At 45.6% G+C, this 14,173-nt stretch carries 12 protein-coding genes; 1 reads left to right on the forward strand and 11 read right to left on the reverse strand.

The genetic code is table 11. The features are described from left to right. Nucleotides 1-119 precede the first annotated feature (119 nt). On the forward strand, nt 120-965 hold the full coding sequence (locus MKX68_RS28090) for an AraC family transcriptional regulator (protein WP_062834117.1): 846 nt from the start codon (nt 120-122) through the stop codon (nt 963-965). 53 nt (nt 966-1,018) lie between these two features. Here the strand turns inward: MKX68_RS28090 and MKX68_RS28095 are convergent, their stop codons facing one another. From MKX68_RS28095 to MKX68_RS28145, 11 genes are all read right to left on the reverse strand, one after another. Beyond that, a complete protein-coding gene (locus MKX68_RS28095) occupies nt 1,019-1,417 on the reverse strand; it encodes an Asp23/Gls24 family envelope stress response protein (protein ID WP_074094839.1) in 399 nt (132 codons plus the stop codon). 29 nt (nt 1,418-1,446) lie between these two features. After that, nucleotides 1,447-2,526 (reverse strand): AI-2E family transporter, encoded by a 1,080-nt coding sequence (locus MKX68_RS28100; RefSeq protein WP_340915085.1) that lies wholly within the window; start codon nt 2,524-2,526, stop codon nt 1,447-1,449. A 35-nt stretch (nt 2,527-2,561) separates the two neighbouring features. Continuing rightward, nucleotides 2,562-4,019: a sensor histidine kinase gene (locus MKX68_RS28105; RefSeq protein ID WP_340915087.1), complete on the reverse strand. Its 1,458-nt coding sequence runs from the start codon at nt 4,017-4,019 to the stop codon at nt 2,562-2,564. Continuing rightward, on the reverse strand, nt 3,997-4,704 hold the full coding sequence (locus tag MKX68_RS28110) for a response regulator transcription factor (protein WP_339784138.1): 708 nt from the start codon (nt 4,702-4,704) through the stop codon (nt 3,997-3,999). Before MKX68_RS28110 ends, MKX68_RS28105 begins: the two co-directional genes overlap by 23 nt. A 234-nt stretch (nt 4,705-4,938) precedes the next feature. Then, on the reverse strand, nt 4,939-6,384 hold the full coding sequence (locus MKX68_RS28115) for a 4-hydroxyphenylacetate 3-hydroxylase family protein (protein ID WP_340915089.1): 1,446 nt from the start codon (nt 6,382-6,384) through the stop codon (nt 4,939-4,941). A gap of 173 nt (nt 6,385-6,557) precedes the next feature. After that, a complete protein-coding gene (locus MKX68_RS28120; protein ID WP_340915091.1) occupies nt 6,558-8,516 on the reverse strand; it encodes an ABC transporter permease in 1,959 nt (652 codons plus the stop codon). Next, on the reverse strand, nt 8,491-9,261 hold the full coding sequence (locus MKX68_RS28125) for an ABC transporter ATP-binding protein (RefSeq protein ID WP_338594299.1): 771 nt from the start codon (nt 9,259-9,261) through the stop codon (nt 8,491-8,493). Before MKX68_RS28125 ends, MKX68_RS28120 begins: the two co-directional genes overlap by 26 nt. A 312-nt stretch (nt 9,262-9,573) precedes the next feature. Further along, nucleotides 9,574-10,557: a sensor histidine kinase gene (locus MKX68_RS28130; protein WP_340915094.1), complete on the reverse strand. Its 984-nt coding sequence runs from the start codon at nt 10,555-10,557 to the stop codon at nt 9,574-9,576. Continuing rightward, nucleotides 10,554-11,258 (reverse strand): response regulator transcription factor, encoded by a 705-nt coding sequence (locus tag MKX68_RS28135; RefSeq protein WP_091031246.1) that lies wholly within the window; start codon nt 11,256-11,258, stop codon nt 10,554-10,556. Before MKX68_RS28135 ends, MKX68_RS28130 begins: the two co-directional genes overlap by 4 nt. Before the next feature lie 41 nt (nt 11,259-11,299). Further along, on the reverse strand, nt 11,300-12,640 hold the full coding sequence (gene nagZ, locus MKX68_RS28140; RefSeq protein ID WP_340915096.1) for a beta-N-acetylhexosaminidase: 1,341 nt from the start codon (nt 12,638-12,640) through the stop codon (nt 11,300-11,302). Between the two features lie 398 nt (nt 12,641-13,038). Further along, on the reverse strand, nt 13,039-14,142 hold the full coding sequence (locus MKX68_RS28145; RefSeq protein ID WP_340915097.1) for an NADH:flavin oxidoreductase: 1,104 nt from the start codon (nt 14,140-14,142) through the stop codon (nt 13,039-13,041). Nucleotides 14,143-14,173 lie beyond the last annotated feature (31 nt).

Below are 14,173 nucleotides of genomic sequence, written 5' to 3' on the forward strand. Positions count from 1 at the left end.
TTTAAACATATGTAATAATGATTGTTATCTATATAAACTAGTCCTAAATTATTCATCTTTCACACTAATTAATATGTTAAAATGCAAGATGAGACGAAATCGTACAGGAGTGAATACCCTTGATTACGTATATGTTCAAGAACAATCATTTTCAGGAGCTTCAGCTCCTTCATTATGGCACGGAAGCCTGTACACCTGGTCACCACTTTGGCCCTGCCATGCGAGACTATTATAAAATTCATTATATTTTGAATGGCAAAGGCACCTTCGAAGTTGGTGGCAAAACGCATACCCTGCACAAAGGTCAAGGTTTTCTGATTGTTCCGCATTCCGTCGTGCATTACGAAGCAGATCAGGATGATCCATGGGAATACAGCTGGGTTGCTTTTCAAGGCAGCAATAGTTCTTCCTTTTTACAGCAGGCCTGTCTGTCCGAGCATCACCCGATTTTTGAGCTGGGTAATGAGGATGACGAGATGCGATCCTGCCTGCACCGAATGATCAATTCTCGCAATACCCACAAAGGCTGGGAGATTAGCATGACTGGTTTGCTGTATCAATTCTTCTCCATTTTAATTGATCAGGCTAATTCAGATCATCTTCAACCCATGCCGGATTATTCGAAGGAAACGTACGTAACGCAGGTAATCGACTTCATTGAAATGAACTATGCCAATGCCATTACCGTTCAATCCATCGCGGCTCATGTCGGCTTGCAGCGCAGTTACCTCTGCTCTCTCTTCAAGGATCAGATGGGAAGCAGCATCCAATCGTATCTGGTCCATTACCGAATGCGAAGGGCAGCCGAATTGACCCTTGATCCCGGTTTGACCATTGGTGATATTGCCCGTTCTGTGGGCTACACCGATCAATTGCTTTTCTCCAAAATGTTCAAAAAAGTGATGGGTGAAGCGCCCACCTACTACCGCAAACATAAAACAGCACCCTCCCAGTTAAGCTGCTAATTGGGAAGGTGCTGTTTTTGTTAATCGTTTATCCTTACATTCTTTTCATTGGTTTATACCGTCTCCGGCATGGATATGCCAACAACTTGCACTTTGATTTCATTGACCATAACGCCGGCTAATTGTTCTACAGCCTGTTGAACATTATGTTGAAGTTCACGGCAGACCTCGTGCATCTTGTTGCCATATTGAATGTTGATGCGCAGCTGGATGGTTGCCTGATCGTCTTTGACGTGTACGTCAATCCCTTTTTGCAGACTCTTGCCGCTGATACTCTTGGCAATCCCTTCAGTCAGTCCAACGGACATGGAGGATACACCAGCCGTTGATTGAGCGGCCATCCCCACGATCTTGGATAACACATCGTTCGAGATGTGAATGGTACCCATTTGAACAGATTGAGGTGCGATATATTCAGGTTCATTGTATTGCTTTTCGATAATTTCAGACATGTGCTCCACTCCTTCGAATAATTTAAATTCTATGCATTCTGCCATTTGTCCTTGAAGAACATGTTATAGATTCGAACCAGAAGAATTTTAACGATCATATAAACTGGGATAATAATCAGGATGGCAATAATTCCACCCAGGTCCCCTGCACCCAAGACCAGAATAATCGTCGTTAACGGGTGAATATCCAGCTTTTTGCCGAATACGTACGGTGCAACCAGGTTGTCCTGAATCTGCTGAGCGACGAGAATAATAATCAGAGACCAGATGGCAACCGATGGTGATACCACGAGACCCATGATCACAATAGGCACGGACGACACAATCGCTCCGATAAATGGAACAAAGTTCATGATGACCGCGATTACCGTGAGCAGTAATGCGTACGGCAGTCCAATGATCAGGAAACCGATATACATCAGTACACCCAGCGCCAGATTTACCAAGACTCGACCTACAATAAAACCACTCAGCGCCTGATCAATCTCAAGTACAACTTCACGGCTGTCATTTTGGAAACGTTTTGGAGCGATATGTGCCAGTTTACGACCAAATTTCTCGCCTTGTAACAGCATATAGAACAAAAGGATGGGTAATGTAAACAAGATGATCGCAAAACTGGAAACAAGCGAGAAAAATCCACTTACATAGTTGGTTACAAAGTTAAATCCTTTGTTGATATACTCCGTGATCTGGGAGAACGGTGTCGAGCCCTCAGGGAACAAGGCCTGAATGGCACCATTTTGCTCCAGCTCTCTCAGCTGGTCACTTAACGAATTAATTAGACTTGGTGCGTTATCAACCAGATTGATTAGTTGCTCACGTAACGATGGCCATAAACCAATGATGAAGAACACTCCCAGAATAGCAATAACCAGATAGATTAGCAAAATACTTAACGTGCGATTTATTTTCTTTTTCTCCATATAATTCACAAGCGGTCGGAGCAGATAATAAAAGAACACCGACAACATCATCGGCACGGTAATGACCGTGATCATGGTGACGAGCGGCTGAAAGATGAAGCTTACACGTGATAATAAATAGATATTAACCAATATCAGCGCCAGTGCAATACTGAACCGGACAAACGTATTTACTTTGAACAAAATATTTCCCTCCACATGGACATTTCTTCTCTTATTTAATTTGGGATCTCAATGCTAAACACGGTGGTTTCTCGCCCACGTCGGGAAAGGATCAGCCGTCCACCCATTTTTTCCGTATTACGCCGTGCGATGGACAAACCAAGTCCGGTGCCTCCGGTCGCTGTCCGCGCCTCATCCCCTCGTACAAACGGGTCAAAGATCGTTGACCATAGTTCTTGAGGTATGCCCACTCCGTTATCTGCCACCTCTATCACCACATGGGTATGAAGCGGAATGAGTTCGACGCGCAGTTCTGTCCCGAGTGGATTATAAGACAGAGCATTGGTGATCAGATTCTGAATGACTCTGGATAACAGCTCCGGATCATACCTCGCGTAGATCTCCTGATCAGGAACAAGTACATGGAGGACAAACTGTTTCTGTTCAATCTCCCCATAGGTATCTGCCATAATCTCGCGCACGAATTCTCCAATTTCTCTTCTCTGAATATGCATGCGAAAATCGGGCGAATCCACCTTGAGCAGCTCCAGCATATTCTGTATCATGCGTGCAACTTGAACGGACTTGTTATAGATATATCCCAGATATCTTTGCTGCCTGTCCTTGTCCTCCCCACGTCCTTCCACCAATGCCTGCGCATATCCCTGTATAGATGTTATCGGTGTCTTCAGATCATGTGATAAGTCTACAATCAGTCGCTGTTTGCTCTCTTCAGCGTAACGTTTCTCCGCAGAGGTGTTCTCAATGACATCCGCCATGTAGTTAAAGGTCTCACCAATCTGGACAAATTCCCTCTCGGCTGAGATCGACATTCGTGTACTATAATTTCCTTGTATCATCTGCGTAAGACCCGAGGAGAGGATACTGAGTGGTTTTTTGATTCTCCGTGCGACCCAATAGCTATATACAAAGATCAACAATAAAACCAAACCGATGCCAATCATAATGTAAAAGGATAATGGGTGTTTCAGATTGGTAATCAACTGATTATCATTAATCCTTACGCTGACCAGATCACGCGGGATCTTCAGCAACACATACGTTGTCGGTCCTTCTGTCGAAAACGGAGTGATGGAGTAATAGTACGGCTGGTCGCTTCGGTTCTCCAGTCCAGCATACAGATCGGCTTCACTGTATTGGGTGAACGAATCTTGTTTGTCTCCCACATGATGAATGACGTTGCGATTCGCATCCAGAATTTCAATCCAGCCGCCGCTGTCCTTGAGACGTTGAATCTCTGTGTCTTTACCTTGAGAAACCGAACCTCCACCGGAGTAAAATTCATTCTCCAGCTCTTCCACATATACGTGGGCTTCAACATTCAGATCCGGATCAACCACCTGATCCGAAATGCGAAAATCCACGACATCAAGTGAAACCATAAGGTACACAATCAATACCAGTAATAGCAAAAAGAAGTTGAACAGCAAGAAGTCCAGTGTCAGGGATGTCTGCAACAGTCGCTTTTCTCTAGCTTTCCATGGGCGCTTCAATTTTGTATCCCAGTCCCCTTATCGTTTTGAGATATTCCGGTTGTCTGGAGTCACGCTCGATCTTCTCCCGAATGTTGCTGATATGTACCATAATCGTGCTGTCCTCGTGCGCATAATAATCGCCCCAGACCGCTTCGTATATTTTTTTACGGGTGAACACTCGGCCAGGTTGATCGAGCAACAATTCCATGATTTTATACTCTGTAGAGGTCAATGTTACAGGATTTCCTGAACGAAAAAGGATACATTGGGATCGATCCAGGGTCAGATCACCTAATACCAGATTCTGTTCTTTCGCTGCGGGGATCTCCGCTGCATCAAATTGATTAACTCTTCTGAGCAACGCCTCTACTCTGGCGACAATCTCAAGCGGGTTGAACGGCTTCGCTATATAATCGTCTGCCCCAAGTCCAAGCCCAAGGATTTTATCGTGATCCTGACTTTTGGCGGACAGGAACAGTACAGGCATGTGATGTGTAGCCCTGATCTGTTTGATCAACTGCAATCCATCCATTACAGGCATCATAATGTCCAGTATGACCAGATCGATCTGTGTTGAACGTATGGTTTGTAGCGCCTCGGCTCCATTCACCGCTGTTTTAATGGTATAGTCCTTCTCCAGATAGAGTTGAAGCAGTTCCACAATCTCTGGTTCGTCATCTGCTATTAATACGGTGTATCTCATGTTATTCCTCTCATTTCCTATACTCTATGCCTATCTCTACATTAATACTATATACTACGTCTCTTAATTCAACCTAAATCATTTCTAAAGATAATCTAAATAAATAGAAATAGAGCCCTGGCGCAAGCCAAGGCATCAACTAAAATAGGGCTGTTTTCAGCCTACATTCAAGCTTTTCATTCTCCATTCAGGCTTTTCAATCTTCATTCGGACCATTTGTATTAGATTATCAGATCAATCCTTCAGCGAACGAAGCCACGGTTCAACTTTTCCCAATAAACGTTCCTTGTCATACTGCACATATTGGTTCGCCCGATTGCGCACGGGATCACCCGCGTAGAAACGTTCATATAGATCATGCCTTGCTCCGAGTGGACTTCCAGTCAGCTCCCATGCGAGTTGAAAGAGACGAATCTTCTCCGGGGCTTGCATCGTTACTCCACCAAGATATTTGCCTACCATAGAACCCATCATTTCATTTATTTCAAACGTACCTGAAGGAATCTGAATCAGACCACCCGCAGCAATGGTCTTCAAAATCTCCACCGAGCGGGGATAATAGCGATTGCCCAGATTACGTGCGGTTTCAATATATTTGAATTCCGGCAACCAGTTGCCAAATGTGTCTGGTTTGGACTGTGCTTCAGCAGCAATAATCAGTCCCTCGATAGTCTGCATCTGACTGATCAGCTCTCCAAGTTGTTCCTGCACATTCAGGAAAGAGTCCACCCCAATCTCCTTGGCAATGGATGAGGTCACGGCTGTAATAAACTCCAGTTTCGAGTGTAAACGAATGACACTCTGATGGTAGGCCAGACTGGCCGAAGCTGTATTGCAGCGAATCTGCCATACGGCTTCAGGGTTATTGTGCAGTAATACACGTTCCCAGGGCACAAATACATCGTCAAAAAATAATACAGCATCCATCTCATCATACTGCGCACTGAGTGGATGTGATTTATCTGTATCTTTTGTGGCAAAAGATTCACGACACATCATGTGCAAGCCCGGACTGTCCGCGGCTACAATTACCATATGGGCCAGCTCTGGCAGGTGGCCTGGAATTCGTTGAACGGGATAAGCAATGATATCATCGGCATAAGGCGCTGCTGTTGCCACCATTTTGGCCCCGCGGATCACAACGCCCTCTGTATTCCTTTTGACAATACGCAGCATGGCATCCTCATCTTCTCCAACAGGCAAGGAACGATTAATCTGTGGGTCCCGCTGGACAATTGTCAGGAATGCATCTTTTCGTTTGGCTTGTGCAAAATAATCCGATATTTTGTCTGCAAATGCCGGGTCATGCGCTGTCATCTCATGTCGTGTTGCATACCAACCGGTCAGCCTGGATCGGGCATAATCAGACAATCGGCTCATCACCCCATACGTCCGATCGGCCCACAGCCGAAAAGCATCCGCCCTGCTGTTCACGTCAGGAAGTGAACGAGGCACAAGAAAAGAGCGATGCACGTAACTTCCCGTCTGTTCGTCCCAATAGGCCACGATTTCCCTTGTCTCCGGGTCATCCACCAGATTGAACAATCCTTCTATGGTTTGAAGTGTTCCCTGAAAGGCCTGATGCCCAGTTACCTGGATACGCTCTCCGTCCAGCCATACATTCCGCTCATCATTCAGACGCTGAATGTAAGCTTGTCCACGAGACATCGTGATACTCATGATATGTCCTCCCTCTCAGGCACCGGCCTGACATTTCTGTAACTCCATCCTTCTAACTGCTTGAGAAACTATGTAATGATACATTCTGTATCTAACAAAATAGTACTGTGCCAGAGATAGAAAAGTCAACAGACACCGAGCGAAGAGTCCGGTGTCTGTTGGGCCATGCTATTTTATACTAATTTGGAATACATGTGACGCAGATAACGCCAGCGAACGAGTGCAAAATACAAAATCTGCATGGAAGCAAACACCAAGAAGATGCGCAGGCTGTATCCAAAGACCGAGAAATCAACCAGTTGCTGCAACGCCACAAAGGCAACCGAACTGTGGATGACCGCCACCAGAATCGGCAGGAAGAACATAAGCAATAGCTGCCTTGTTACGATCTTACGGAGTTCGGGACGACTCAGTCCCATTTTGCCAATCATGCGATACTGCGCTTCATCCCGTTCTAAATCTGCGTAAAGTCTGAAATACGTGAAACTTGCTGCAAAGGTGAAGAAAACAATGCCGATCAGGCCGCTCAAAATTAGAATGATGCCATTGGTCTGCTTGGAATTAAGCCAATCCACCACAAGCGCGCTGACCTCGTAATAACCTTTTTCGGAATGATCATCTTGAATGGATTTGATCAATTCAGGAGCAAAGCTGCGTGTACCCATCCAATCTTTCACGATAAATTGTATCGTTCGACTCGAATAGAAACCTTCAGGCATGCCAACTTCCTCGTTGTACGCAGGTCTCATCTTATTAAACAATTCGTCGGTTACGACGTAGAGATAAATTTCATATTGAAAAGGAATCACAATATCGGTACTAGGTGTCGATAGCTGGACAGGTACGCGCTGATTATCAACCTCCAGATTGATCTTTCCTCCCGAGGCTCCTTGTTCAACCTGTTCACGGTACTCCTTGCGCATCGCCAAATTGCTTGGTGTCATAAATGACTCATCGATTTGTTTCAACGTACGTTCTTCATACCCCAGTGCCTTCGCAAGACGGTTATAATCACTCAGTTTGATAATATTCCCATTATTATTTTCACCTATAGGAGCATAACTGCCCTTCACGTAGGGAACTTGATTATCAATCAACGTTTCTTCAATCTGCCGAATATGTCGCTCGGAGTTTGGAGTATACCAGTTATTCATATAACTGAATGCGTACGGATTCGACATGGACGACAACCCCGGGTCAGCAATAGCAAGCATGGTGCCAATTCCCGTAAATGAAGAAGCTGAAATGATACTTACCATGAAAAACATGATGGCGTTATCTTTCATTCGGTAGGTAAGTTCAGATAAGAAGAGCAGATTGGTTTTACGGAAAAACAACCTTGGATTTCTTTTCAGTGCCCGAATGATGTATACACTGAGCTGTGTGAACAGAAAGTAAGTACCTACTATAACAACCACGACACTTGCAAGTAATAATGGAAAGGAGAAGCTTACCCATACAAAAGTGAATACTCCTGCATAGCCCCCGCCAATGAACAGCACCGACAGCAAGGCGAGTAAGCGTGATGCTTTGGGTTCCGGTTTCGGTTTTTCCTCTGATTTCACAAGGTCAATGAGTGAACCCTTCCGTATGAGCAAGGATGACGACATCGCGATGACAACGAACAATAGCAGAAATGCTCCAACCGTCAAGGCGATGCCTTTCAGCGGAAAATAGAACCGAAGACTGTTCTCAACAGCCAGCATGGAGCCACAGATGAGCAGAATCAATTTGCCGAAAATGAGCCCGAGTCCGATGCCCGTAATGATCGAAGCTAATCCAATACACATATTCTCCATAAACAGAAGCCGATTCATCTGTTTGCGTGTCATGCCAAGAATCAGGAAGATACCAAATTCCTTCTTACGCGTCTTCAGAAATGAACCTACCGAGTAGAGCAGGAACAGGAACGAAAAGATGAATATAATGATCTCCGCAATCATAAACCCCTGATTCGCAAGCAAAGTAACCGTACCACTTGATCCCTTTAACCCCGCTTTCAAATCGGGATGGAACAATAGCAATGCATAAGTAAAAAAGATCATGACGGAAAACGTACTGCTCAGAAAATGAGCCAGATAAATTCGTTTATTACGAACAACGTTATTAATGGCGAACTGGCGAAAATTCATGTCCTGACCCTCCAATTAGGGATAATACATTAATAATCTTCTGGTAAAAGGCTGCACGATTATCGCCGTAGTGAATTTCGTTGTAGAGTTTGCCATCCTTGATAAAGACAACCCGACTGCAATAACTTGCAGCTACTGCATCATGAGTGACCAGCAGCATCGTAGCCTGATCCTCCTGATTGCGAGTTTCGAGAATCTCCATGACATCTCTTGCCGCCTTCGAATCCAGGTTGCCTGTTGGCTCATCTGCCAGAATCAACTTCGGGGAATGGATCAGCGCTCTGGCAATGGCCGTACGCTGTGCCTGTCCTCCTGATATCTCATATGTCCGTTTGTTCAGAATACCCTCGATCCCCAACTTGCTTGCCAGCTGTTCAACACGAGTGTTCATCTCTGCTAGCGAAACACCGTCAAGAGTGAGTGGCAGCACAATGTTTTCCTTAACTGTCAGTGTATTTAACAGATTGAACGATTGAAAAACAAATCCAAGCTCTTTACGCCGGAACAGCGCGAGTTCGTCCTGATTCAATTCAAACGGATTCTTCCCTGCAATCCGCAGTTCGCCTGATGTTGGATGATCAATGGTTGAGATCATGTTCAGCAGTGTTGTTTTGCCACTACCTGATGGTCCCATAATGCCAACAAACTCACCTTCCTGAATACTGAGGTCAATACCTGATAACGCTTCATAAGATACGATGCCTTTGTAGATTTTACTGATCTGTTTCACAGAACAAATCTCCATGGTTACAACTCCTTAGTGATGTATGAATTCAAAATTAAGTTACTTTCATGCTGTGTGCATGTGTATTGTGCGTGGCCTTTCCTGTACTCTTATGACTATAGTCTATCGAAGTTTCGGCCATTCTCCTATGGTTTAACCTTTCATCAACATGACAATGTTGTAAGGTTGCATCATGAAAATCAAAAAGACGCCTTCGCCCCGATCAGGCAATAGACGTCTATACTTACACTTACACTGTAATTCATACCCCACTCACACTTTTTCAACAAAAATACAGCCCTCACATTCCAATCTTATCTTCAACCTGTCACTTCAGGAGTTGAATGTAATTCGGACAGTCGTTCCTTCGCCGTACACCGATTCCAGATCGATCCGATGATTCATTCGCGTTAACACTTCTTTGGCAATATACAACCCCATGCCTGTGGACTCTTTGAAATGCCGCCCGTTCTCCCCAGTGAAGAAAGGCTGGAATACCCGGTTCAGATCAGACTTCGGAATCCCGATGCCCTGATCCTGCACTTCCAGTATGATGGAGCGTTCGGCTTCATACGCACGCAGATGAATCTTTTGTCCGTTGCCCGCAGAGTACTTGATTGCGTTCGACAGTAACTGTACCAAGACAAAACGAATCCACTTAGCATCGGATTGTACAACCAGCGCAGAATCTATATGCATCTCTGGATAGACGTGATTGCGAATAAAGAATCGCTTGAGCTCATGGATCGCTTCTTCCCCAGCGGTCTTCAGTATCACAGGTTCCACACTGAAATCCTGCTCGAAGGTATCCAACCGGGCCACATACAGCACAGTCTCCAAACCTCGCCTCATCTGGTCCGCTTCCTCCCGAATGCTTATGAGCCGAGGATCATCATCCTCCTGATCTTCCACGGTCAACTCAATGACGGATAACGGTGTCTTCATCTGATGGACCCACTGGTTCATGAATGTCAGATATTCTTGCTGTCGCTGTTCCAACCGATGCAGATGTGTGTGATACTGGCCGTATTGTGAATCCAATAACTTTTCCAGCGCCAGTGATAATGGACTTGTTTCGTTCAATGGTACAAATTCCTTCAGCGAATCCATCGACCGTGACATCCGGGTATAAAAGGAGCGATGTGAATAATAACGATACACCAAATATCCAATGTACAAAAATAATCCCAGCGTTACGGCATAAGTAGCCGTGACCCAATCGTTGTAACCGTCATACCAGAACACTGCAACAACGGTGAACAAGATGGCAACAACCCAGCAAGTTAAAGCGAGATGTTCTCGTATAAACAATCTCATGATGGAGAAGAAGCTTTCCAGTTATTGTTCAATCGGTAACCCGAACCTCTGACCGTCTCCAGTGCATCCGTAATACCAAGCTCGGCTAATCGCTTACGCACCCGAGTAACGTTAACGCTGAGTGTATTGTCATCCACAAAAGAGTCATCCCACAGTTTCTCCAGGATTGTCTCTCTGCTTACCAGCTTTGGACTGCGGCGCAGTAACGTTTCCAGCAGAATCGTTTCCTTCTTCGTCAGCTGCACTTTGCGATCACCAAGCTGAATCTCCAGTCTTTCCAAGTACACGACCAAGCCGTCCAGTTCCACCTTGCGTTCTTCGTCACGTGCAGCATAGTCTCCATATACCCGGCGCAGCTGACTTCGAATTTTCGCTATAACAATCTCATGCTCAAATGGCTTCGTGATATAATCATCCGCCCCGTTCTCCAGTGCCATGACCTGATCCATCTTCCCACTCCGCGCGGAGATAAACAAAATGGGGCATGTGGACAGCGTACGAATCTGGCGGCACCAATAGAAACCATCGTAACTCGGCAAGTTGATATCCAGAAGTACCACATGTGGCTGTACCTGCTCAAACTGTTGCACAATCATCTCAAAATCCTCGACCAGAACGGCCCGGTCCCCGTAGCGTTCAATATGTGATTTCAATAATCCCGCAATCTTGGGATCGTCCTCTATTATCATAATGGTATACATTATTGGATCTCACCTCTGGCAAAATCATAACACAGGATTTATTATCTAGCATCGATTTGCTTACGCCAATCCACAATATCTGCATTCAATTGCTTCAGGTCTCCGGAAGCTTTCTGATCATCCGATAATTTGTATTGCTGCTTCAATGCCAGGATACGATATACACTTTCATCAATTCGGGACTCGGTGATTTTGCCTGACTTCACTGCACTTATTAGTGTATCAAAAATCGTCTTGGCACTTTCATAACTATGAGCTACCAAGAGAATGTCACTTCCTGCTTTAACCGTTGCTAGGGCAGCTTCATCCAACTTGAAGTTCTTCGCTATTGCTCCCATACTCAGGTCATCTGTGATGACGACACCGTCATACTTAAATTTGCCGCGCAAATGTTCACCAATAATGACATCCGATAAGGAAGCCGGATGATCCGGATCAAGCTTCGGGAACAAAATGTGTGCAACCATGACTGCTTCAACTTGTTCCTTCACCGCGGCCTGGAACGGAATCCATTCCAGCTCAGCCAGTTGTTTTTCCGTTTTGTTCACGACAGGAAGGTCAAGATGGGAGTCCACGGACGTATCCCCATGCCCCGGGAAATGTTTCACTACCGGAATAATGCCTTCACTTCGTAGACCTTTCATCTCAGCAATCCCCATACGTGACACCAGTTCTGCCGAGCTGCCGAATGAACGATCTCCAATGACCGGGTTCTTCGGGTTACTGTTCACATCCAACACAGGAGCAAAGTCCACATTAAAACCTGCAAGTTGAACCTGTCTCGCCAGCAATTCCCCCATCGTTTCAGCAAGCGCGCTATCTTTTGTCTCGCCTACTTTTCTACTGGAAGGAATGGATTCCACCGTCTCCGGCATACGACTGACTTTGCCGCCCTCCTGGTCCACACTCATGAAGATCGGTACCGGGTTGGACTGATTCGCTTCCTTGATGGATTGCACAAACTTGGCTGTTCCATCGAGTGTCGATACATTGTTGGCATAGAAAATAATGCCCCCTACCTTCTGATCCGTAATCATCTGTTTGGCTTGATCATCCAACGTTGTCCCTTGAACACCGGCCAGTATCATCTGTCCAATCTTCTCTTCTAACGTTAACGAACTGAGTTGCTCCTGCACCGGATCGACTTCTTCTTGCGGTTCCTCTGGTACTTCTTCCTGCGGTGGAGCGGTATTCTGCTCCGGCGATGAGGAAGATTGCCCTGAGTTAGAGCCAGCGTTCGAGCCGGTATTCGAGTCCGTTGCGGAGGAAGGTTTCTGTGCTTGGCCACATGCCGAGATAAGCAGAACGATCCCCAGCAGAAGACATATCATATGCAGTGGTTTTCTCCATTTACTGTTCGAGGTGTAACTATAGTTGTACAAGGATATTCATCCTCCTTATGTAATGTCATCTTGGTAATCCAAAGGTTCAGGCCTAACCTTATCACAAGGTGAATGATTTTCAAAATGAGCGCTTCTGAGGATTGAATCGTTGTGCTGACATATATGCAGCGAAAAAAATGGTTGCTATAGAGCCTGAAATATGGAACTAAATGGTGTTGTGACTAGCGCGTGTGGGGCGTGTGGGGATAATGAATAGGAGCAACGGTGCAGGAAAGTGTTTTACTATTGTGAATTTTTCATATGTTGAAATTATTAGTATAGGTAAATTAAAAGACCGCCCAAAGGCGGCCTTTTTGTTCGTTTTTGTTTTACTTTTCGTTGTAAATCGTTGCCGTTCAGCGTTAGTTCACCTTTCACCAAACGTTCTTAGTCTTCGATTAATGTAGTGTTTGCAACACTTCCGTTGTAAAAGGAATGATTTCGGATATGCGACCTTCACGAACTTTGGCAGGCCATTCGGGATCACTAAGCAGAACACGACCCAAGGCGATCAAGTCAAATTCATTGTTCTCCAGCTTCTCATTTAAAAGATCCAAATGGGCATCCCCTGTTCCCTGATTCTCGGTTGCTCTGTCCACAAATTCAGCTTCAAGCCCTACCGATCCAACCGAAATGGCAGGTTTGCCAGTGATTTTTTGTGTCCAACCCGCAAGATTCAGTTCAGATCCTTCGAATTCCGGTAACCAGAACCGGCGTGTAGAACAATGGAATATATCCACGCCAGCAGCACTGAGCGGGGCCAGGAATTGCTCCAATTGTTCTGGCGTCTCCACCAGACGTGCCTCATAATTCCCCATCTTCCATTGGGAGAACCGGAGCACAATTGGGAAATCAGGACCAACCGCCGCACGACAAGCTTCAATCACTTCAACCGCAAATTGAGTTCGACGTACCAAATCACCACCATATTGGTCGGTCCGTCGATTCGTCTGCTCCCAGAAGAATTGGTCAATCAGGTATCCATGGGCTCCGTGCAGTTCAATGCCGTCAAAACCGATTCGCTGTGCATCCGCTGCCGCTTGGGCAAATGCCTGTACAAGACCTTGAATCTCCTCTTCCGTTAATGGTTCACGTGATGGTTCACCTGCCATGCTAACCCCTGACGGACTTACAGGATCAGCTTCTGCGTTAGGCAAGTCACCGGAACGACGTGCTGTACCCACATGCCACAATTGTGGCATAATTTTGCCACCCGCTTCATGTACTGCTTTCACTACATTAGCCCATCCCTGCAACGAATCTTCACCATGGAATAATGGAATACTCGCTCCACTAACCGAAGATGGATGATTAATGCCTGTACCTTCCGTTATGATGAGCCCCACTCCACCTGCTGCTCTGCGACGATAGTATTCAGCAACTTCTGGTCCAGGTACACCCTCTGGTGAGAATCCGCGAGTCATGGGTGCCATAACGATTCGATTAGACAATGTTAGCTTGTCCGAGGTGAAAGGTTTGAATAATGCTGAAGGTACATTCATAGTACATTGCTCCTTTGCAATTGGAAGTGTG

The sequence above is a fragment of the Paenibacillus sp. FSL M8-0212 genome (assembly GCF_038004645.1).
Classification (GTDB): domain Bacteria; phylum Bacillota; class Bacilli; order Paenibacillales; family Paenibacillaceae; genus Paenibacillus.